Source organism: Calothrix sp. NIES-2098 (genome assembly GCF_963875125.1).
Classification (GTDB): domain Bacteria; phylum Cyanobacteriota; class Cyanobacteriia; order Cyanobacteriales; family Nostocaceae; genus Aulosira.
Window position 1 is genome coordinate 1,548,800 of the sequence record NZ_CAWNKJ010000001.1, and the last position, 23,955, is coordinate 1,572,754.

Annotated in this window: 9 protein-coding genes; 5 read left to right on the plus strand and 4 right to left on the minus strand. The window is 41.9% G+C overall.

What is annotated here, in order from left to right:
- Window positions 1–14: 14 nt before the first annotated feature.
- Complete coding sequence (locus AACU33_RS06475; RefSeq protein ID WP_339375797.1) at window positions 15–422, minus strand: hypothetical protein; 408 nt, start codon at window positions 420–422, stop codon at window positions 15–17.
- Between the two features lie 1,071 nt (window positions 423–1,493).
- Here AACU33_RS06475 and AACU33_RS06480 point away from each other — a divergent pair.
- Window positions 1,494–5,270 carry a hypothetical protein gene (locus tag AACU33_RS06480; protein ID WP_096587637.1) on the plus strand — a complete coding sequence of 1,259 codons (3,777 nt, stop codon included), beginning with the start codon at window positions 1,494–1,496 and terminating at the stop codon, window positions 5,268–5,270.
- Window positions 5,271–6,427: 1,157 nt separating this feature from the next.
- A complete protein-coding gene (locus AACU33_RS06485; protein ID WP_096587638.1) occupies window positions 6,428–6,649 on the plus strand; it encodes a hypothetical protein in 222 nt (73 codons plus the stop codon).
- Between the two features lie 260 nt (window positions 6,650–6,909).
- Here the strand turns inward: AACU33_RS06485 and AACU33_RS06490 are convergent, their stop codons facing one another.
- Complete coding sequence (locus AACU33_RS06490) at window positions 6,910–7,311, minus strand: hypothetical protein (protein WP_339375798.1); 402 nt, start codon at window positions 7,309–7,311, stop codon at window positions 6,910–6,912.
- Between the two features lie 195 nt (window positions 7,312–7,506).
- On the opposite strand from AACU33_RS06490, the gene parA reads away from it, so the two are divergent.
- Both parA and AACU33_RS06500 read left to right on the plus strand, forming a co-directional pair.
- Entirely contained in the window at window positions 7,507–8,181 is a 675-nt protein-coding gene (gene parA / locus AACU33_RS06495; RefSeq protein ID WP_096587640.1) for a ParA family partition ATPase, read from the plus strand.
- A 419-nt stretch (window positions 8,182–8,600) separates the two neighbouring features.
- Window positions 8,601–12,410 (plus strand): hypothetical protein, encoded by a 3,810-nt coding sequence (locus tag AACU33_RS06500; RefSeq protein ID WP_096587641.1) that lies wholly within the window; start codon window positions 8,601–8,603, stop codon window positions 12,408–12,410.
- 463 nt (window positions 12,411–12,873) lie between these two features.
- Here the strand turns inward: AACU33_RS06500 and pyrC are convergent, their stop codons facing one another.
- Window positions 12,874–13,956 carry a dihydroorotase gene (gene pyrC / locus AACU33_RS06505; RefSeq protein ID WP_339375799.1) on the minus strand — a complete coding sequence of 361 codons (1,083 nt, stop codon included), beginning with the start codon at window positions 13,954–13,956 and terminating at the stop codon, window positions 12,874–12,876.
- A gap of 639 nt (window positions 13,957–14,595) precedes the next feature.
- Window positions 14,596–14,775 (minus strand): hypothetical protein, encoded by a 180-nt coding sequence (locus AACU33_RS06510; protein WP_096587645.1) that lies wholly within the window; start codon window positions 14,773–14,775, stop codon window positions 14,596–14,598.
- A 135-nt stretch (window positions 14,776–14,910) separates the two neighbouring features.
- Here AACU33_RS06510 and AACU33_RS06515 point away from each other — a divergent pair, with 135 nt between their 5' ends.
- Window positions 14,911–23,325 (plus strand): calcium-binding protein, encoded by an 8,415-nt coding sequence (locus AACU33_RS06515; protein WP_096587646.1) that lies wholly within the window; start codon window positions 14,911–14,913, stop codon window positions 23,323–23,325.
- Window positions 23,326–23,955: the final 630 nt, after the last annotated feature.

The following is a 23,955-nucleotide window of genomic DNA, read 5'->3' on the forward strand; positions in this document are numbered from 1 at the left end:
TGGTATCGAGGGAGTTACTTACGTGCGAAGCATAGCGCTTCTAAAAACGAAATATTCATGTAGGCGACAAGTAAAAATGGAATAAATCGGCCAACCATTGCGTAGGTAAATGTATAGCGAAATTCAGCACCAAGTGAGCGGTACATATTAGCTTCTGGTTTATCTCTCCACTGATAAAGTTTTAAATTGATGACCCTACGCATGGCACGTGCACGCACAAAATGTGCGGCGGCTTGAAAGACTATATACACGTAGCCAATAAGTGCAAAGATACCGAATACAAGGTACGTAAGGCGCACTGTAAAAAGCGGCAGGGGGGTGAATCTTAATAGGCTATAAAAGATTCCTACTAGCACTATGACTCCTACACTGCCTGCGGCACTGTATGCATAGGCGTGAAATACTCGTTCTTGTTTATTCATAGGTAAAGGGAAAATAAAGAAAAAAAAGGTGTGGCACGATAAGGAGCACTGCATTGTCATTCTCCTTACCGCCTAGGTGTATATTTACTAGTGTGAAATGTCCACCTTTATAGAGGGATACGTATCATTTGTAGCCGCTCTCTTTTTACTGCTAAGTGAAGGGAAGTAATACCAAATACCATGTGACTTGCTGATGCATACACATTCAAAAGAAAGATTGATTTTGTGCTCGGGTAATTACTACCAGAAAGTAAATTATATGAGTAAGTAATTACCTAAGCAGTAAAAGACTTGAACAGTATTAGGCTATGCCTAACGTACAGATTCAATAATTACAGTTGTTGCGGCTAGACAAAAAAGAATCAGTACACATCGTCCAAGGAAACCTAACACATGAGGTATTACTGAAGTAGCAAACGTTACTCCTCCAAAACAAGTAGAAAGAACGTAGGAGATCGCTAGTCCTGCAAAGGCTAGAAATAAATATTTAAAAAACTTAGAGGTTAAACATAACAAAAAACTGGTTTTGTTTGCAGTCATGGAAGTGTACCTCCAATATGTTATTAAATGCTGAAGTGAGAGATCTACAAGTAAGACTGGCTGAATAAATTCAAAAAGAGTGAAAGTGAATAAAAAATTACTCTTGTAACGGTAGACTTACATGTTGAGTACTCCTTGTAGCTTTTTAGAGTTTGTTGAATTGAGGAAATGGCTGCTTAAAAAATGTGCAAACTTTATGAGTACAGAAGGTTAGCATCTGAAATCAATATGCCAATTGATTTGCTGAAATAAAAGATTTCCTCGCAAAAAAAGCCACAAGACACGACACAACAATCTAAAGAATTGCCGCATAGCGCTTTTCTCAGTCTGGATGTAAGTGGGTTTGTTATTCATGAGTAAACCTTACCTGAATCACTGTTACTACAAGGTTCACTTAAGGGTTGTAGGGAAATGCAAGATCAGAAGAAAATTGCCTAAAAGCGTTGGAATTTAGCGGTATAGTAACTTTGGGGTAGGTCGTTAAGTTTGGGGCTACCCTAAACTTTTTATCATTCCCTCAAGTTACTTTCTATGCCACGAGTTACCTATGGGCCTACCGTAAAAACCAGGGTCAAGCATTTTTTAGAAGTCTTGTTGCATTTTTCTGAGGAAAAACAAGATGGAATGGAATGCAGGTGGGAAAATTGTAATCCTCCATGCCTCATTGTGCGAACAAAACTAAGAGTTTTAGAAACTTTAATCCGAAACGATGATCGTTGTAAGAAGTTAAGTAAGGATGATATTAGAGAAGCAATTCATTACATGAAAGACTTTCTAAAAATTTTAGAAGATCACCGTGTAAAGCAACGTGGTGCTGAAGATTGGCATTTTACTTTAACACTTTGGTCAATAGATAGAGTTGAAAATTTGAAGCAGTTTGAACTGATATGGGAACAGAAGCGACCAGAGAAGTCGAAACAACAAGAGGAGTCTATGAGAACTATAGAAAAAGTATCTAAATCTTTGCTGCCTGACGAATCAGTTATTATTGCAAGTAAAGCTTCTAACATAAATTGGGGGGAGGCACCAAGCTTATCTAATTTTTTTGGACGTACTGAGGAAGTAGAAACTCTAAAGGAATGGATTGTCACAGAACGTTGTCGTTTGGTAGCGATTGTTGGTATAGGCGGTATTGGTAAAACAGGGCTTTCTGTAAGACTAGGACAAGGAGGTGTTGGTAAGACCGACTTATCCCTGAAATTAGCGGAAGGCATTCAGAGTAATTTCAACTACTTAATCTGGCAAAGGCTCATTAATGCTCCAACGATTGCAGAAATTCTTTTGGACTTTATTAAGTTTTTTTCCAACCAGGAGGAAATTACCTTACCGGATACCATAGACCGCCAATTGTCACGTCTTCTTCATTATCTAAGAACATATCGTTGTCTATTGATACTTGATAACTTTGAATCAGTACTCAAAAGAGGTGATTATGGAGGTGAGTATCGTAAGGGATATGAAGGATATGGTCAACTACTAAGACAGGTTGGAGAAACTCCACACCAGAGTTGTGTTTTGTTGACTAGTCGAGAACAGCCGAAAGAGATTGCGCTATTAGAAGGTAAAAGTGAACCAGTTCGTTTGTTGCAGTTAAAAGGTTTAGATGAAATAGAAGGACGTAAAATTTTCACTAGTATTGGGTTATTTTCCGGTTCAGATGAACAATGGAAAAAACTGATTAAACTTTATAACGGAAATCCTCTTGCCTTAAAATTAGCGGCCAAGCATATTCAAGAAGTTTTTGGTGGTAATATCTCAGAATTTTTAGAGGAAGGTCAACCAGTTTTTGGACGTATTCAAGAAGTATTAATGTGGCAATTTGAACGTTTGTCAAATCTAGAAAAAGAGGTTTTATATTGGCTGGCAATTAATCGCGAGTCAGTTTCTCTTAGATCACTAAGAGATGATATTCTTTCGCCATCAGCCAAAAAAAAAGTTGCATCAACTATCAATTCATTGCTTCAACGATCTCTCATCGAGAGAAGCGAAAATGAATTTACTCTTCAACCAGTGCTTATGGAGTATATAACTGAGCAATTGGTAGAGAATATTTGCGAGGAAATTATAAGTGGAAAAGTTGAACTTTTTAATACTCATGCGCTGCTCAAAGCATTATCAAAAGAGTATCTTAGAGAAGCACAGACACGATTGATTCTTCAGTCCATTCAAGAACGATTAGTTAATTATTTTGGTAGCCAACAAAACGTAGAATCTCATTTAAAAGCGATTATTATAGCTTGTAAAGTAGAATTTAGATACCAGAGTGGCTATTTAGGAGGCAATATACTCAACCTACTATGTCACATGAAATCTGATTTGAAGGGCTATGATTTTTCACATCTTGCAGTTCGGCAAGCTTACCTTCAAGATGTTATTTTATATGAAGTAAACTTTGCTTATTCTCAGTTTGATAAATGTATTTTTACTCAAATCTTGGGAGCCATTTTTTCAATTGTATTTAGTCCAAGCGGAAAGCTTTTAACTGTAGGTGATGCCAAGAATGAAATTCGCCTTTATCAAGTTGTAGATGGTCAACTAATTTTAACCTTTAAAGGACATAGTGATTGGGTAAGGTCAATAGCCTTCAGTCCTGATGGGAAAACTCTTGCCAGTGGTAGTGAAGACCAGACCTTGAAACTATGGGATATTAGCACAGGTCAATGCCTTAATACTTTACAAGCGTCTACTCACAGGATAAGGTCAGTAGCTTTTAGTCCTGATGGGCAAACTCTCGCCAGTGGTAGTGATGATTATACTGTAAGGCTGTGGAATGTTGTCACTGGTCAATGTATCAACATTTTGCGGGAGCATACAAACAGAATATGGTCAGTAGCTTTCAGCCCTGATGGGCAAACTCTTGCCAGTGGCAGTGAAGACAACACCGTGAAAATATGGAATTTCAATACTGGTAAATGTCTAAATACCTTACAAGGACACACCTCTTGGGTGCGAACTGTTGCTTTTAGTCCTGATGGGCAATTTTTTGCTAGTGGTAGTGAAGATCAAACCGTGAGGCTATGGAATTTAAGCACTGGCCAATGTATTAACATTTTACGGGGACATATCAAAAGGATAACATCAATTGCTTTTACTCCCGATGGTCAAACTTTAGTTAGTAGTAGCTTTGATCAAACAGTGAGGCTATGGAACTTAAGTACTGGCCAATGTATCAGTACCTTACAAGAAAATCGTAAAGGTTTATGGTCTGGTGGTTTATGGTCAGCTGACTTTAGTGCTGATGGACAAACTCTTGCTAGCGGCAGTGAAGATAGAGTAATGAAGATATGGGATATTAATAGTGGTAAATGTATAAATACTTTGTGTGGCTACAGCAATTGGATACTATCAGTTGACTTTAGTGTTGATAGGCAAACTCTTGCAAGTGGTAGTGAAGATAAAATAATAAGAATTTGGAATATTTACACTGGTAAGTGTCTTAAAACTCTGCTAGGTCATAAAAATAGAATATGGTCAGTTGTTTTCAGTTTAGATGGGCAGATCATTGCTAGCGGTAGTGATGATCAAACTGTAAAATTATGGGATGTTAGTACTGGTGAATGTCTCAAAACTTTACAAGGTCATACCTCTTGGGTACGAGCAGTTGCTCTCAGTCCTGATGGCAAAATTCTCGCTAGTGGTAGTGGAGACAAAACTATAAAATTATGGGATGTTAGTACTGGTGAATGCCTCAAAACCTTACAAGGTCATGGAGATAGGGTATGGTCAGTCGCCTTTAGTCCAAATAGTCAAACTCTAGTTAGTGGTAGTGGAGACAAAACCATAAAATTATGGGATGTTAGTACTGGTGAATGCCTCAAAACCTTACAAGGTCACGGAGATAGGGTATGGTCAGTCGCCTTTAGTCCAAATAGTCAAACTCTAGTTAGTGGTAGTAATGATAAAACCATAAAATTATGGGATGTTAGTACTGGTAAATGCCTCAAAACTTTCCAAGGTCATACAAAAGGAGTAGTAGCGGTTGGCATTAGTACTGATGAAAAAATTATCATCAGTGGTAGTGAAGACTATACTGTAAAAATATGGAACAACTGTAGTGGTAAATGTCTCTACACTTTGCAAAAGCATACTAATTTAGTAAGGTCGGTTGCCTTTAATGCCAATAGTCAAATCCTTGCCAGCAGCAGCTATGATGAAACGATCAATTTGTGGAACCTTCAGACAGGGGAATGTCTAAAAACTTTAAAAGCGCCCAGACCTTATGAAGGAATGAATATTACTGGTGTAATTGGTCTTACTGATTCCCAAAAGATTATGTTTAAGGAACTAGGAGCAATAGAAATATCATAAATATTTATTAATTTTTATATATTTAAATAAACACAAGAAACTTTTACATTTGATTATTAATATAATGATTAATATTTCAATAAATTCTTATAATTATAATTATAATTATACACGATAAATAGCGTTAATATGTCCACATTATTGGCACCACTTCATAGGAAAATCCACAAAAGTATTAAAGTTACTATCAAAAATAATTTAATGAATTTGGAGGAATAGAAACTACTTACCTCTTCTATTTACAATTTAAAAACATAAAAAACGTGCCAAATAATTTGGCTAAAAGTATAAACTGTATCGATAAATTGCACATATTCTGCATCTTCAAAACCAGAATATGTGCCCTTACCTTCACCTAAATAGAAATGATTTAACCGATCTATTTGTGGGACTTAAAACGACATAAGTGTGCAAAATAATGTGGTTAAAAGCGTGCCATTTACTTTGGTCAAATTGTAAACTGCATTGATAAATTGCACCTTGTCTGCATAATTACTTTGCATCTTTAAAACGAGAATATGTGTCCCTACCTTTCACCTATCTTTTTAATGTAATGGGAGAATTATTCCTCCTATACGTTCATTAAAGACATGAGCTTCAAGGAAATAGTGCAAAATAACTTTGCAGACAAGGTGCAATTTAATTATGCAAGTTACACAACAGGTCGGTTATAAATTTAGGAAATAAAACACTATTTAATTAATGTTCCACGCATTAGCTAAAGCTACATAATGAGTTTATTCTTTAAGTGCGTTGCTGCAATAATCACCTGAGTCTCTTTCCTGTAGCTGATAAAAAATCAAAAAAATTCAACTACCTACCTTTGCAATGCTGATATTTCTCGCAGTGCGACCTTGTGGTATGCACATTACCTATTGCTGCGTTACCGTGGAACAATTGCCACAATTAGCCTAAAACATCCAAAAAAGCCCTTGTATAGCGGTGCTTTCCCCTATATTGTCGGACAATTACGAGGAAGTGATAAAAAACATACCCGATAACAATACTTATCAGGCTATTTCGCTACTTTTGGGCGTGTTGGGAACTTTTGAAATTCCTTTTACATGATAAAAAACGGCATAATCAGGCATTAAAGCAAAGAAAAACTCCCCTTCCCTGCGTTTTAGGCTGCGTGAAGGGCTTATAAGGGATGAACGATGCGAACGAAAGTGACAGTCTCACTACATGATGAAGACTTACTCTTACTGGAGCGGTTAAAGCAGCAGCTTGAGGAGACTGACGTGTACGTGGTGCCTTCTACGAGTGAGGTGGTGCGCTTGGCGTTGAAAGTACTATTATATACGCCACAGAAAACGATCGCGGCGATCGCAGAAAAGGTGCCGTTGAGGGGTGTGGGGAGACCAAAACAAAAGAGATAAACTCCACTGTTTAATTATGGACGTTACGACAGGATTAAAAACTATACAAACTATACAAACTATATTAATCATATAAATAGTAGTAATCATTAAAACTATTTGTATAGTTTTTACCGTTTTATAGGATTCTGCCTTTACATGATTTAAGCGTTATTCTTTATAAAACTCAGTAGAAAAATTAGGTGTAATTTCTGCCATAAAAATACAAATTATATTAACAGTACAAATAGTAGTAATTGTTAAAATCATTTGTATAGTTTTTACTGTTTCTTTTTGGGTGGCCTACCAGACTTGATTTTTTCAACGGCTTTTAAAGCGTTTGTAAGTTCTTCATTTGACAGATCGTGAAGCATTCGCAACCCTGCCCTGACAATTTCACTTCGTGTAACGTTTAAAGCCGACTGTAAACAACGCTCCTGAATAGCCGCAATCAATTCATAATCATCAGCAGGCATAGTGAATGTGTCGCGCACCACTTTTTTTTCTGATGGGCTAACAGCAATCTCCTCTTGTTTGGATGGTTCTGAAACTGATTGAGGAGTATCGGCTAAATGCGGCTTCTCACCTAACAAGCTTTCTGCTTTTTCAAAACGGCTCTGTACTGCCGTGTCTTCTTCTTTAAGCGAAGTTTTCAGCGCTGATTTCAAGTCTCTCTTCACCATGCAATGGTACCCATCATTATACTAATAGTTATAACCGTACAAACTATTAAAACAGTTAATACTATTATAATCAAACAAATAGTTTGCTCATTCTCGTATTTCTCTGTTAAATCATACAAATGGAAATAACCGTTATAACTATTTATATTATTTAAACAGTTATAACTATTTGTATAGTTAATATAGGTGTGAAAAATGACAGCAAAAATTATTGCCGTAGTAAATCAGAAGGGTGGGGCGGGTAAAACAACTACCACTATGCAGCTTGCAGGGACGATTACTCGGCGCGGTTACAAAGTAATGGTGGTTGATGCTGACCCACAAGGAAGCGCGACACGCTGGGCTGCGTCGGCAGAAGATTCAACTCCTTTTCCTGCTTCTGTTATTGGGTTAAGTGCTGCGAATGAGAAAGTTCATCGTGAAGTAAAAAAGTTTATTGAGGATTACGACGTTATTATTATTGACTGCCCTCCAGCTGCCGATTCTCCAGTACCACAAAGTGCACTGATTGTTGCAGACTTAGCACTTGTTCCTATTCTTCCTTCTCCCCTTGATATGTGGGCTGCTGTAGGTATCAAACAAGTTATTGAACATTGCAGTACGATCAACGACGCATTACAAGCGCGATTAATTTTGAATCAAGCGCAAGCAAAAACTACGTTATCTCACGAAAGCATAGAAGTACTATCTGAATTTGGTATTCCTCTTACGAAAACACAAATCGCTCAACGCCAAATTTATCGCCAATCAGCAGCCTTTGGTGTAACTGTCCATGATCTAGGAAAAGCTTCGGCTGCGGTTAAAGAAATTGAAGCTTTGGTTGATGAAGTTTTTGCAGTGCTAAATCTCAAGAGAAACAAAAAACAGTAGTAACTATATTAACTATACAAATAGTTAATATAGTTACTACTATATAACTCAAAGCTAGAAGAACTCTCATAAAGTACCAAGTAGCTTAAGGTATTGCTGCTATAAACAGCTTCTAGCGGTTATCTGCCAAAGAATATAAAATTTTACACAGTTCTGAGTTTCAATAGTGTCGGAACATTTCTCCCGTAAGATGCGAGAAATCGATGAAATTTGACTATTTTCCCTTATAAGCAAGCATTAAGATTATATAGGAAATCTTAGATGAAATAGAAAAGAGCGCTTATAATTACGATCTACTACAACCGATAAAATACTTAGATTAGTAATACTAAGTTTATCCCTACCGAAAGCTTTAACTGAGTACAACATGTTCAAAGCAAGTCATAAATTAATAATCGATATATAAAACACTTACAATAATGCTTAACAGGATAGTCACTGAAAACCAACTCGACGAATGGGTACGGGGCAACGCTCGTGATGCTCAGGGAATAATTGTTGAGCTTGTCTATCGACTAGTTGCAGCTTCATCTCCAAATCCCAATAAGCGGCGCTTCCCTCTTCCTGATAGTATTGGGCAGCATGGCCCTGATGGAATCTTTGATACAGATTTTGACTTTAATCCATTTGTCCCGGAAGGAAGCTCATTCTGGGAAATTGGCACTGGTACTAATGCTGGAGCGAAGGCTACGAGTGATTATAAAGATTTAACATCTACAATACCTAGTGAAATTAGACAAAAATCTACATTTATTTTTGTAACTCCCTTATCTGGTAGAAAGGACTGGCCTCATACATGGAAAGAAGACGCGCAAGCTGAATGGCTCGAAAAGCGTCGTCAGAAGAATGACTGGCAAGATGTTCGTATTATTGATGGAACTGGACTAATCGACTGGCTTCAGCACTTTCTTTCAGTTGAACTCTGGCTTGCAGATAAGATGGGGCTTCCAGTACATCAAATTGAAACTCCTGAGCAACACTGGGCCGACCTGAGAAGTATTGGTGAGCCACCACTTATTCCAGATATCTTTCTTGCAAACCGTGAGGCTGCATGTGCCAAGCTTAATGAGGTGTTCTCAGGAAAAATGCTTCAGTTAAAATTGGATACTCGTTTCCTTGATCAAGTAGCAGATTTTGTTGCAGCCTATATAGCAACTATAGACAATAATGCGAGGTTAAATATTATCGGTCGTTGTCTGTTTATATCTGGGATCGAAGCGTGGAACGCCATAACCTCTTTACAAGAAAGGCATATTTTAGTTGCAAATTTTGATTTGAACGAAAATGATTCCCTAGGGAGAAAACTCCTCCAGAAAGCTGAAAGGGGAGGTCATGCAATAATTTTCGGCGGAATGCCCGGTGGCATTCCAAGCCTATACCGTGTCCCAATCCCAAACCCTAAAAGCTATCAAATTGAAGAATTTTTAGTAAAAGCAGGCTACAACAAGGAGAAAGCTCGTAGCTTTGCACAAAAAAGCAACGGCAACCTAAGTTCATTGCTTAGATGTCTTCAAAATATTTCACTTACTCCAGAATGGGCACAAGGAGCAGATGCAGCAGAATTAGTGATTGCAGAGATTCTAGGTACGTGGAATGAACACTTTGAAGCTGATAAAGCAGTAGTAGAAAAACTATCAGGAAGTTCTTATGCGGAATGGGTTAAAAAGATGCGTAATATCGCACTGCGCCCAGGCACTCCCCTAATCCAAAGAGATGGTATTTGGAAGTTTGTTGCCCGATACGAAGGATGGAACGCGCTTGGACAGCAAATATTTGATGAGCATTTAAATCAAATTAAAGATATCGCTATCAATGTTATACGTGAGCAAGATCCGCAATTTGAATTACCCCCAGAAGAACGATATGCAGCAAATATTTATGGTAAAACTCTAACCCATTCAATTTCGCTACGAAACAGTTTAGCAGAGAATTTGGCTCTTCTTGGAAGCCATCCAGAACCTTTAATATCATGTTCTTCTGGTAAGGCAGAGGTAATTGCTCGTTGTGCAGTACGAGAGATCCTTGCCAATGCAGACTGGGTTCTTTGGGCAAGTCTAAACCACCTCTTGCCGTTACTAGCTGAGGCTGCACCTGAAGAGTTTCTCAACGCTGTTGAAAGCGCATTAAATAATGACCCATGTCCTTTTGATATTCTCTTTACACAAGAAAGACCGGGAGTTACTGGTGGCAACTATATAACTGGCCTACTTTGGGCATTAGAGACACTCGCTTGGGATGCTACATATTTAATCCGTGTTCTTATAATTCTTGGAGAATTAACTGCAAAAGATCCTGGCGGAAATTGGGCTAATCGTCCAGTCAACTCTCTTACAACAATTCTCTTGCCTTGGTTTCCTCAAACTTGTGCTTCTGTAGCAAAGAGGCAATCTGCTATTAAAACACTACTTCAAGAAAATCCAGATGTTGCTTGGAAAGTACTATTAGCTATTCTTCCTAATCCAAACCAAATTTCTAGAGGTTCACGTAAGCCAGCATGGAGAACAATTATTCCTGAGGATTGGTCGGAGCGGGCAACGCAACAAGAGTACTGGGAGCAGGTTAATGCTTACTCAGAAATGGTGTTAAGAGCAACAGAACAAGACATTACGAAACTTACTGAGATTATTGATCGATTCAATGATTTTACATCTCAAGTGCAAAGTCAAATTTTGTCCTACTTACGCTCAGATACCATTACTTCGTTATCTCAAGTAGATCGGCTGCCTTTATGGAATAAACTTGTAGATTTGGTTTCAAAGCACCGAAGATTTCGGGATGCTGAATGGGCTATGAATCAATCACTAGTAGATGAAATCGAAGAGATCTCACAGAATCTAGAACCACAAGATCCAATTTTCCGTCACCAACGACTTTTTAATGAAGGCGACTTTGATCTATTTGAGGAAAAGGGAAACTTTGAGGAACAACGCAGAGAACTTGGAAACCAAAGGCAAAAAGCTATTGAAGAAATTTTTGTCTCTGGTGGTCTGGAAGCAGTTCTGGCATTTACTCAATCAGTAACAAGACTACCTTCGCATGTAGGTGCGATTTTTAGTGCAATTGCAGAAAAAGACATTGAAGAAAAAATACTTCCAACTATGTTAGAGTCGGAGATTAATTCTCTTGCTCAGTTTGCAAGTGGTTTTATTGAGGGTAAATTTGGCAAACACAGTTGGCAATGGGTCAATGACATCGATACATCACATTGGTCTCCCTCTCAATTAGGTAAATTCTTATCGTTTCTTCCTTTTACCCCTGATACTTGGAAGTGGGCAGCAAGGCTTCTAGGAGAAGATGAGTCTCCGTATTGGTTAAATACTAATGCCAATCCCTACCAAACTGAAACAGGTCTTGAACTAGCTATTAATCGTTTAGTTCAATACGAGCGACCGCATGAAGCAATTAAATGTCTTGAAAGGATATTGCATGACAAGCTTCCCCTAAATACCCAACAAGCCATCAGTGTGCTTTACGCAATACTTCATTCACAAGAAAATGTTCGTACTATGGATGTACATGCCGTTATCGAAATTATACAGGCATTACAAAATGATCCAGAGATAAACCCTGATGAGCTTTTCAAAGTTGAGTGGGCTTTTCTACCTCTCCTTGATCAACACTACGGCGTATCTCCCAGTCTACTTGAGCAACAACTAGCTAACAATCCTGATTTCTTTTGCGAAGTTATTCGCCTTGTGTTTCGGTCACAGAATGAGGGAGATTCTCCTGAAGAACTCACCGAGCAACAGAAAAACATGGCAACAAATGCTTACCGTCTGCTTCAACAGTGGAGAACTCCACCTGGTAGCCAGAAAGATAGGACATATAACGGGGAAGCGCTAACTGCCTGGTTGAATAAAATTAAATCTGCTTGCTCGGAGTCAGGACATTTAGAAATTGCGCTTTCAATGGTTGGTCATGTTCTTATTCATACCCCCCCTGATCCTGATGGGCTTTGGTTGCATCACGCCGCAGCAGAGGCACTGAATGCTAAAGATGCTAATGATATGCGAGACGGATTTACAACTGAGCTATTTAACTCGCGTGGCATTCATTTAGTAGATCCAGAAGGACGAGACGAACGAGATCTCGCCGAGAAATATCGCTCACAGGCTGAAGAAGTTGAGTCTCAAGGCTATCATCGTTTTGCGACTTCTCTAAGAGAATTGGCTGCTTCATATGAACATGATGCCGAACGTCAGGCATCAAGAAACTTCTTTGATAGCTAATGATGTTTAAGTACCAAGGGCAAATCAAAGGCTTTGGTTAATATACAAAGCTAAAAACTCAATCAGCTACTGTCACTGTAACTGTGACTTAAAGGATAAAGTGGTAAGAACTGCCATTTTATGATTCAAATCACAAGGGCCGAGGTGCTGGCATTTCGTCAACGCACACTTCGCTACTTTCGCCCCATGAAGTGCTCACAGCAAGTGCTCACAGCACTTAGAATGAAAAAAGGGAAAAAACAATAAAAATAGTATAAATAGTTATTACTGTTTGTACTGTTTATACAGTTATTTATTTCGATGCAGCGGTTTAGCGAAGGCACCCCCGAAGGGCAAGAAAATGTTCGCACAGGAGATGATCGAATGGATAGAGAAGCCTGAGGGGGTTGAGCCAGAATTCAAATTACTCGTTGGACTAAGCTAACCGACAGGATTCCACAACGGCTGATGCACAATGCCAATGTCATACCATTTGCCATGTCATTTCCTGCCCTGCCCCCAAAGGTACAAGCCCAGATTCCATAAATGGAATTTCATCAGGAACGCGCCAAGTCGTTTTGGACAAGGTAATTTGCTCAGTATTACGCGGCAGTTGATAAAAATCTGGGCCATAAAAGCTAGCGAACGCCTCCAGTTTATCCAGGGCTTTCACGCTTTCAAATGCTTCGGCATACAACTCAAGGGCGTGCAGAGCCGAAAAGCATCCCGCGCAGCCACAGGAACTTTCTTTGCTGGTGCGGGTATGGGGAGCGCTATCGGTACCTAGAAAAAACTTCGGATTTCCCGATGTTGCCGCTTGCAACAAAGCCTGACGATGCTCCTCCCGTTTCAAAATGGGCAGGCAATAAAAATGGGGGCGAAGGCCGCCTTTGAACAGGGCATTACGGTTAAACAACAAATGTTGTGGCGTAATTGTTGCCGCGATGGTGTTGGCAGACAGGACATACTGCACCGCATCGGAGGTGGTGATATGCTCAAGCACCACCCGCAGGTTGGGAAATCGCTGCTTGAGTTCTATTAAATGTCGCTCGATAAACACCTTCTCGCGATCGAACGTATCAACATCGTTATCGGTCACTTCCCCGTGCAGTAATAACGGCATGTCCACCTGCTGCATCGCTTCAAAGACGCGATCGCTCTGACGAATATCCGTCACACCGGAGTCTGAGTTGGTCGTTGCACCGGCTGGGTAGTACTTGACCGCTTTGATAAACTGGGATTCTTTCGCTCGGAAAATGTCGTCGGGGCTGGTGTTGTCGGTAAGGTAGAGCGTCATCAATGGCTCAAACTGTTGGCCCTCTGGAATGGCGGCGAGGATGCGATCGCGATAGGCTGCCGCATCTGCCACCGAGCGGATAGGGGGCTTCAAGTTCGGCATAACGATTGCGCGGGCAAACTGACGCACCGTATAGGGCAGAACTGCTTTCAGTGCTGCACCGTCGCGCAGATGCAGATGCCAATCGTCAGGTCGGGTGATGGTAAGCTTTTGCATCCTTTCATTATAAAACGGTAACAAGGGCCTCATGAGAATAGAGGCGATCGCCATTGAACGCAGGCTCAAGGCTCAATGTCAAAGTAAGCAAGAATGAAGCAATCGCATATATGACTTACTTAAAACTCATGTAAGGCAAGGATTGTAGCAGCCATTATTTCGCAGCTTTCTTGCGAGGTATTGGCATCCCTATTTAAGTGAACAAAATCATTTATACGTAATATTGTTGAGGGGTTCTTGTAAAAATGTAAAAAATAGTAATTTTTCTCAATACGTCCTTACGTGCTTGCGACCCCGCATTAGAGCAATAAGACTTGGTTTAAAATTTAACTTCACATACATGGATATCAAGTTGTCATTAGTAGAAGATTAAAGTGCAAACTCAACCCCTGATGGAGTTACTCTATTGAAGCCTGGAATACTTCCAATTAATCGGTTTCTCCACAACGAATAGACTGTGGGTTAGTCTGCTAACCCACACACAATCGCTAAACAAACCAGAAGTTATCGACAAGAGCCTGTCGTACAATTGCTGATGCCGTGGGTTCGGATAGTTACAGATAGATTTCCAGTTCAATCGGCTTCAGGAGTGGATCAAAACAAAGGAAATACGAAAAAACTACATAGACAATCCGTTTTCTTCATGAATTTTTTATACAAACTTTACCAAAATTCAGTGAAAATAAGGTGTATTCAGAGAGTGATTGCAAGGAAATCGGCTGTGATTATAAACACTTGTTGATCCACCCTAGCTTTAAAAGGGGAGAACTGGTCTAAAATTCCTCCTTTGTTAGGTGGATTTAGAAGGTTATAAACCGTTTTGCTACCAGCATCGATTTTTAATAGCAATGTCTTTATAACAAATTTGGCCATAGATGCCTCTCCGGGGAAAAGCTGGGTGAGGTGATATTGGGTGACAATTCATCTATTTTACGCACGGATGTAACGCCCACTCGGTAAACGAATATCTGATATTTCCCAGATCAATTTTCCACAGGAGAATAATTTATGCCAGTTCAAATCACCCAGACAGACATCATTGCCATGAACGCCTTATTAAAAAAAGGCGATCGCGGAGGAGCTTATTTATACTATTACAACCTAATTAAAGATGTTGACAGGGACGCTGTAAGTCAGATTCTGATTCAAGCACAAATTACAACCTATAGTGGCTTCTTTGGCGGCGCTGCTATGATTGGTAATGCGATCGCAAAGAATAGTAATCCCGACAAATACCCTGCGGAAGGTCTTGATAAATTTTCTGCTGATATTGTTCAAGGCTTAATCGATGCAATTGCTAAAGAGCTAAGTGCTAATCAAGATGGTGTTTTAACTAAAGAACAAATTCAACTTGCAGATCGTGGAGTTTGGGAAAACAATTATAAGATGGGGGATTACTTCCCTGGCAATATCCAGATTGTAGCCCAAGACCCAACAGTATTAGCAACGCCTGGAACGCTCGCCGCAGTTTTGGCAGGTTCTCAACTGCTCTTAGGTGCAAAAATCGGTAATGAAGAATCAAAGTTTTCTGGCAGTGCCTATGAGCGCATCGAAACGACCGATTACATTGCTATTCGTGAGCGTAGCTCAAACAAAATTGTTTACGTTTCGGACAAGTTAGGCTTGGCAGACAAAGTGACGGGCGGACTGGCCTTGTCAGCTAGTCAACTTAAGCAAGAAGCTACACTTGCACTTATAGGTCTTGGCGCTTTAACTTCGCTATTTGGTCCAAGTCTTGGTCTTCTAGCTGGAACGACACCTCTCAGTCAAAACAGCGCAGCAAGCCAAGCGGTATTTACAGGCATACGCTCTCTACTAAACTCAATCTTTGAAGGTGTCCCATTCGATAACACGCTGGCTTTCGACTTTAAGCGGTATCTGGGTGCTGATGGAATCCCTGTCAATCCCACCGCAAGTCTTCCTTCCAGGCTCGTTTGGAATGAGCAGTTTGGACTTGTTCTACGCAATGAGGGAAGTTTTTCTGGAACAGCTAATCCTGACATTATTGTGGGCTTTAGAACTGCTCTGGTTGCTGCTGGTGCAGGCGAAGATATCCTGATCGGGTTCGACCAGGCGCAAATGAAAGGGAGTGTAGGACGGGACTGGCTACTTGGAGCAGGTAGTGCAAAGCTCTTCGGAGATGGCGATAACGATCTTCTTGTAGCAACAGATCTTGTTAAAGCCGATGGCGGGGCGGGCAACGATATTCTAGTGGGGATCGGTTCTCAATATAAAAGCCAGATTGAGAAGATGGAACTCCGAGGTGGAGATGGAGATGATTGGGTGTTTTCCTACAAAGGAACTGGAGCCTTTCTTTATGGTGGAGAGGGTAGCGACTTCTTGCTTGCGTATGGCGGCGAAAATCATCTTTGGGGCGGCACAGGCCAAGGTAATGATGGGGCCAGTGATTCATTTGGTCTCATGAACAATACTTTCGTCCACGATGCTGGAACCGATGATTATATGTATTGGGGAGGTATTATTCCACTCTATGGCGGAGTGCGGCAGTGGTGGAATGAGGATGGTTGGGCTTATTGGTCACCCTTCAGTTCCTTATCATCGGTCGTTCCTTTTGGGTATGCTTCATTGCTGGGAGCATTCACAACGCTAATTGACATTCCCCTGATGGGGACATTCCGCTATGGGCTGACCGAAACCAATCAACTTCTGGTGCAATTTGGGCGTGGACGGGGCGGACAGGCAGTTATTGAAAATTACTCGCTTGATCTCGATACAGGTGCAGCCACTGGTCATGTAACTGTATTTCAACTAGTAGTTGCCAATCAAGTCAGCATTTCAGCGATTCGACGGACAATCAAGCTGGCGTTAGCTGCTGGGTTTGGCGTTACCTTTAGCAGCACTGATCCACTAGTGCTGGATTTGGATGGTGATGGCATTGAACTAACCAGTCAGGACAACGGTGTCTATTTCGATCTCGACAAAGATGGATTTGCCGAAAAGACCGCTTGGGTAAAAGGAGACGATGCTTTCCTCGCCCGAGACCTGAACAATAATGGCAAAATCGATGACATTAGCGAACTCTTTGGTAATGCCACAACCACGGGTTTTGCTGCTCTAAAAGCTCTTGACACTAACAACGATAACCTGATCACATCAGCAGATACAGGCTTTGCCAGCCTCAGGCTATGGCGCGATCTCAACAAAAATGGCACCACCGACGCAGGTGAATTGACAACCCTCACCCAAAACAGCATCACCACACTCAGCCTGAGTGCCACTAACCTCACAAATACCACTATCCAAGATAACCTCATCCGTGCCACCGCTAAGTTCACCCGCGCTAATGGAACAACTGGCACGATCGCCGATGTCGCTTTCGATGCTAGTCAATTAGATACGAAGTATCTTGGCAACAAAACCGTTTCCGCTGCTGCTGCCGCACTACCCAAACTTAAAGGCTACGGCACTCTGCCCGATCTGCCCGTGTCCATGACCAACGATGCAACACTACTAAACCTGGTGAGCAGCCTCAACGCACTCCCAAACACAACCACCTGGACTGCTCTCAAAGACAGAGTAGACGATATTCTATTTCGCTGGGCAAAAGTCGATACTGTTCCTAGCACTGCCATGACCACCGCTTTTGATCAGCGGAAATTGGCCTTCTTAGAAATTTATGCAGGTGAGCAACTAACACCCCGCGACGGTAATGGGGTGCCATCAGTTGCGAACATTGATGAACTAATTGCCAATTGGAATGATGCTCTCGATCGGGCAACCATCAAACTAGCTGCCCAAGGGCCACTGAAGTCGATTTTAGGGCCGTTAACCTACGATCTATCTAACGATCTGTTCCAAGCAACCAGCCCGACAACACTAAGCGACATCTACCGCAAAGCCATCCAGCAACTTTCAACCACAGCATCAATTGCCTTGACATCATGGAATACCAATTGGGGACCCATGCTCGACACGTTGAGCAAAGTCTTACTACGGGCTGACTCTAATAGCATCAAAGCTGACTTTGAAGTAGCAAGCCTAGTGCGGGCAGTAGACGGAATCACTACATCGCTCACCTTGGCACAACTGGTAGCAGGGTTAGGATTAACTGGTGTGGTGCTGGGCAACGCTGGTAATGACGCTTTAGGACGAAGCAATGACAGTGGTCTCAAAATTTATGTTGGTGGTGCAGGCGACGATACGATTACTGGGGGCATTGGGCAAGATGTTTATGTCTATGGACGTAATTTTGGTCGCGATACGATCGTTGACAATGAGAGTCGCGAAAATGGCGATCGCATTCGCCTTGCTGTTTACAATCCACAAGATGTGGTGTTTACCCGTCGGGGGATAGATCTCGTTATCAGCGTCAAGAATTCCAGCGATACGATTACGATCAAAGATCAGTTTGCAACCCCACTGGCAATTATGACTGCCGCACCAACCGTGTCAGGCAAAGGTGTGGAAGATATTCAGTTCGCTGATGGCACAATTTACGGCGCAGGTGACATCGCCGCCGCTGTAGGACGCGGTACAAGTAGTAATGATTTGCTTCAGGGCACTGGCACCGCCGATGAACTTGAGGGCTTAACTGGCAATGATACCCTACAAGGTGGAGATAACGGTGATATTTACTACTACACGCGCGGCGATGGTAACGACATCATCCAGGATGTAATGACCAATCCACTCCTCAATGCCGCCGATACGCTCCTATTAACTGGTATTACAGCCGACGATCTACGTTTATCCCGTGACGGTGCAAGCAACGATCTCATAATTCGCTTCGCCTGGACTGGCGACAGCATTGTAATTAAAGACCAATTTGCTTATACACCACTTGGCTATCAGACTAAGTTTGCAATCGATAACCGAATCGAAGCATTATTTTTCTCACAGGGTGGAGCTTGGAACTGGCTCGATCTCCAAACTGCCATCATCAAAACTTATACAACCACTGGTAATGATGCAACCTACGGCTTTGGCACCCCAGATAACTTCGCCGCGAGTACAGGTAACGACCTGCTAGTAGGGTTTGATGGCGGTGATACCTATCGATTTGATCGTGGCTCAGGTCAAGATATTATTCACGATCAATCAAAATACCCCCAAATTTTTATCACTAGTATACTCGGCTACAACTGGGCATCAGACGATACGGTAGTGTTTGGCGACACAATTACTCCTGCGGATATTACCTTTACCCATCTGGCGAACCATGATTTGGTAATTCAAATCGCAGGTTCTACCGATACGCTGACCATCAAGAGCCAGTTCAAAGGTGTAAAGCTAGACATATTTAATCTGCTCGGTGTAGCTTGGTTTGATCGTGTTGAGAAGTTTCAGTTTGCAAATGGCACCGTTCTCACCTGGGAAGACGTGCTACGCAGGGTGACTACAGGAAGCACAGGCAACGATTCCCTTTATGGCGCATGGTACAAAGATACACTCGACGGCAAGGCAGGTAATGATTTTCTGGATGGTGGAGATGACGGCGACACCTATCTTTTTGGTCGCGGAGATGGTCAAGATATTATTAAAGACTCGCCTGACTATGTATTAGACTCTACGCCAGATACACTCCAATTCAAAGCTGGTATTGCCGTTTCTGATATTACCTTCCGCCGCGATGGCGAAACCCAAGACCTAATCATTAGCATCAAAGGAACAACCGATCAAGTCAGAGTTCAGGAGCAGTATACCTACGTTGAAACTGGTCCTTTCGGCACAATTGCCTTCTGGCAGATCGAACGTTTTGTCTGGTCTGATGGCACTGTAAAAACCTGGGCAGGTTTAGCAGCAGAAATTATTGCCACAGCCAAAACTACAGGTGCCGATCTCATCGTTGGCACCCATCTTGACGATCGCATTGATGGGGGAACTGGTAACGATACGCTGAAAGGGGGAAATGGTTCCGATACTTACATCTATAATCGCGGTTACGGCAATGATACCATCCGTGATGAATGGACAAATATCCTCTCCTATAATGCCGATCGCATCATCTTTGGCAGCAATATTCTGCCCACTGACCTACGCATTGACCGCACAGGTACTGCTTTAAATAATGTACGTCTGACAATTATACCTACCGGAGAAACTTTAACGATAGAAGGTCAATTCGACTACACCACAATTAACTATCATCCCTACGAAATTGAGACTTTTTCCTTCTCCAATGGTGTTAATTGGAGTACTGCCGACCTGCGGATACGATATATCCAGCAACAGCAAACTAGTGGCAACGACATTATTGAAGGATTTTGGTCGAACGACACAATTACAGGTGGGGCTGGAAACGATACATTGCGGGGACAAGACGGCTCAGATACCTACATTTTTGCTGCTGGTTTCGGGCAAGACGTAATCGAGGAAGAAGTACGACTGGTAACATATGAAGATGCTGATACAATATCATTTGGTACTGGTATCACAGCAGCCAATACCCGATTAAGTCGTAGCGGTAACGATTTAATTATCACTTTTACTGGCTCGACAGATCGACTTACAATTAAAGGTCAATTTGCACACGGTGCCTATTTTCCAAGCTGGACTGATATCGAAACTATCCGCTTTACCGATGGCACAACCTGGAGTGACGCTCAAATTAGAGAACGTTTACTCGCGCAGGCACGAACAAATAACAACGATATTATTACCGGGTTCTTTACTGCCGATATTATAGATGGCGGAGCAGGAAACGATACACTGCGTGGACTTGGTGGCGGTGATACCTACATTTTTGGTAAAGGTTCGGGACAGGATACGATTGAGGAAAGTATTGATACCGTTTATGAAGACCAGCCAGATACAATTCAGTTTGCGGCAAATGTTGCGCGGTCAGAAGTAACCTTTCTGAAAATAAATAATGATTTGAGAATCTCAATTACTGGTGTCTCAGATACCCTAACAATCAAGGGACAATTTAACGCAACAAAGTTTGCCCAGGTTGAATTCTTTAAATTTAACGACGGTACAACCTTGACGGCTGCACAGATTGCGTCAGGAACAATACAGGCTCTCTCAACCTCCGGTAATGACACCATTACTGGCACTAGTGGTGCCGACACTCTCGATGGTGGGGCAGGCAACGACATCCTGCGGGGTGGTGATGGCAGCGATACTTATCAATTTGTCGCTGGCTTCGGGCAAGATATCATTGAAGAAACTGTTGATTACATCTTAAATCCCGATGACGATAAAATTGTTTTCGGTGCAGGGTTAACCTCAACCAAGGCACTACTATCCAGAAATGGTAATGACTTAACCATTGCCTTTCAGGGTAGTACAGATCGGGTAACGATTAAAGGACAATTTAGCCACGGCGCTTGGTTCCCCGGCTGGAATGACATTGAAACGTTTACTTTTGCCGATGGTGTTTCTTGGACTGATGCAACTGTGCGAGAATCCCTCATCAAAGCTTCTCAAACCACAGGTAATGATACCATCATCGGCTACTGGACAGATGACATACTTGATGGCGGTCTTGGGAATGATGTAATGAGGGGGCTTGGCGGCGGTGATACCTATCGTTTTGGTCGAGGCTCAGGGCAAGATATCATTGAAGAAAGTATTGATACTGTTTACGAAGATTACCCCGATACAATCGCTTTTCTCTCAAGCATTGCCAATACAGACGTTAAACTTCTGAAAGTTGGCAATGATTTAAGAATCTCTATATTAGGTTCCAGTGATTCGCTAACTGTAAAAGGACATTTCAATTCGACTGGCTATAACGCTATTGAAACAATTACCTTTGTCGATGGAGTAAAGCTTAACAAGGCAGAAATCACAGTAAAAGCAGTCCAATCGCAGACAACCTCCGGTAATGATACCATCACTGGCACCAGTGGTGCTGACCAAATCGATGGTGGGGCAGGCAACGACATTTTGCAAGGTGGTGATGGCAGCGATACTTATCAATTTGCCGTTGGCTTTGGGCAAGATATCATCGAAGAAACTGTTGATAATGTCTCAAATCCTGACGATGATAAAATTATTTTCGGCACTGGCTTAACTTCAACCAAAGCACTGCTATCCAGAAATGGTAATGACTTAACCATTGGCTTTCAGGGCAGTACAGATCGGGTAACGATTAAAGGACAATTTAGCCACGGAGCCTGGTTTCCTGGCTGGAATGATATTGAAACGTTCACCTTTGCCGATGGTGTTTCCTGGAATGATGCACAGGTGCGGGAATCCCTTATCAAAGCTTCTCAAACCGCTGGTAATGATACCATCACAGGCTATTGGACAGATGACATCCTGGATGGTGGTTTTGGGAATGATGTAATGAAGGGGCTTGGCGGCAGTGATACCTATCGCTTTGGTCGAGGCTCAGGGCAGGATATTATCGAAGAAAGTATCGATACTGTTTACGAAGATTACCCCGATAAAGTTCAGTTTGGTGCGAATATTCAGCCTACCGATGTTGTATTCCGCAAGAGTGGACAGGATCTTATCCTTACTATTACTGCTACTACCGATCGCCTAACGATTCGAGATCATTTTTCTAGCTTCGGCTATAACGCAGTTGAGTTATTTCAGTTCGCAAATGGAACGGTTTTGGATATTGCTGCTGTGGATGTTCTGGCGATTGAAGGACAGGTCAGTATGGGCAATGACACCATTAGCGGTACACCCCGGGCCGATTTAATTGATGCACGTACAGGAAATGATCTACTCCAAGGTTTTGCTGGGAATGATACGTATGTTTTTGGTCGCGGATACGGGCAAGATATCATAAATGATGATGGTGATAGCAGGTCGAACTCCGCTGACCAATTAACATTCAAATCGGGAACCTTACCCACTGATTTACAGATGTCTCGTCTTGGTAAAGATCTCGTCATTAAAATTGCAGGCACCACAGATCAATTAACAATCAAAGATCAATTCTCTGGCACACTACCAACCAGTTTCAATCCCGATCGGATCGAAAGCTTTGTCTTTGCCAATGGCACAATTTGGTCAGGGGCTGAGGTCGATCTGCGTGTTCTGCAAGCTGCCGAAACCTCTGGAAATGATGTGATTGTCGGTTATGAGTCAAACGACACACTTAACGGTCGTGCAGGCAACGACACCCTCACAGGTGGAACTGGCAGCGATCGCTTCCTCTTCGACATTAACGCTGCCTTTAATAGCAGCACGATCGGCATCGACACCATTACCGACTTCCTCAGTGGTACTGACAAAATCGTTCTGGATAAAACCACTTTCACCGCCCTCACTACTGCCGCTGGATCTACCCTCAGCGCCAGCGAATTTGCTACCATCAACGCATCCACAAACGGAGGTACAATCGCTGGAACTAGCAGCGCCCGAATCGTCTTCAATCGTGCCAACGGCGACCTCTTCTACAATACCGATGGTGCAACAGCAGGTTTAGGTTCTGGAGGACAATTCGCAACTTTATCAGGGGTCACTTCTTTAGGAACCACTGATTTATTGGTACAAGCGTGATTTAGAACAGCGAACACCTCCAGCAGGCTGGAGGTGTTGTACATTCTGAGCCGCTACCGAGCAAGGAAGTTGCGCCGCATTGGCTTCTCAAATCCTTATACGTAAAGCTTTTTAACGAAGTCATCAAATTTTTCTTAATGCCTTTTCTTACTTGCACCTAATTCTATAAGTAGTTGCTGAATTTTAAGATTACCGCATAGATTTAAATCTATATGAAAGTTACATTTGTAAAAATTTATAACTGTATTAATTTACACTTGTAAACGAGTAAACACATTGATATACCTTGAACGACGTTGAGGGGATAGGCGACCAACGCAAAGAATAAAAGGTAGCCGAGGTCTTCAGGTATAAACCTTTCTCTAATTCGTCGGTCGCGGGGCAGCCCGCAGTTTCTCTTCCCTTTGCGGGTTGCCCCGCAAGGGTTTTTTCTCACCTACACATTGAACATATTCAAAATAACTCCTTAATTTCATTACCTTTTGTTCATTTTTTTCTTCTCTTTCTTCGCTTCATCTTTTACATAGAGGTGCTAGGTGTTGCTTACTCCACAACATCGCGCGTTCAGGATAGACGTGTGTAAGAAGCGGTTGCTCCTGGCTTGAGACTTACCACCTCAAGTAAAAAGGG

Excerpts from the sequence above, each read along its gene's own strand:
- AACU33_RS06500 (WP_096587641.1), top strand. The coding sequence starts at position 8,601 with ATGCTTAACAGGATAGTCACTGAAAACCAACTCGACGAATGGGTACGG.
- AACU33_RS06485 (WP_096587638.1), top strand. The coding sequence starts at position 6,428 with ATGCGAACGAAAGTGACAGTCTCACTACATGATGAAGACTTACTCTTA.
- parA (WP_096587640.1), top strand. The coding sequence starts at position 7,507 with ATGACAGCAAAAATTATTGCCGTAGTAAATCAGAAGGGTGGGGCGGGT.
- AACU33_RS06515 (WP_096587646.1), top strand. The coding sequence starts at position 14,911 with ATGCCAGTTCAAATCACCCAGACAGACATCATTGCCATGAACGCCTTA.
- AACU33_RS06480 (WP_096587637.1), top strand. The coding sequence starts at position 1,494 with ATGCCACGAGTTACCTATGGGCCTACCGTAAAAACCAGGGTCAAGCAT.
- AACU33_RS06490 (WP_339375798.1), bottom strand. The coding sequence starts at position 7,311 with ATGGTGAAGAGAGACTTGAAATCAGCGCTGAAAACTTCGCTTAAAGAA.
- pyrC (WP_339375799.1), bottom strand. The coding sequence starts at position 13,956 with ATGGCGATCGCCTCTATTCTCATGAGGCCCTTGTTACCGTTTTATAAT.
- AACU33_RS06475 (WP_339375797.1), bottom strand. The coding sequence starts at position 422 with ATGAATAAACAAGAACGAGTATTTCACGCCTATGCATACAGTGCCGCA.
- AACU33_RS06510 (WP_096587645.1), bottom strand. The coding sequence starts at position 14,775 with ATGGCCAAATTTGTTATAAAGACATTGCTATTAAAAATCGATGCTGGT.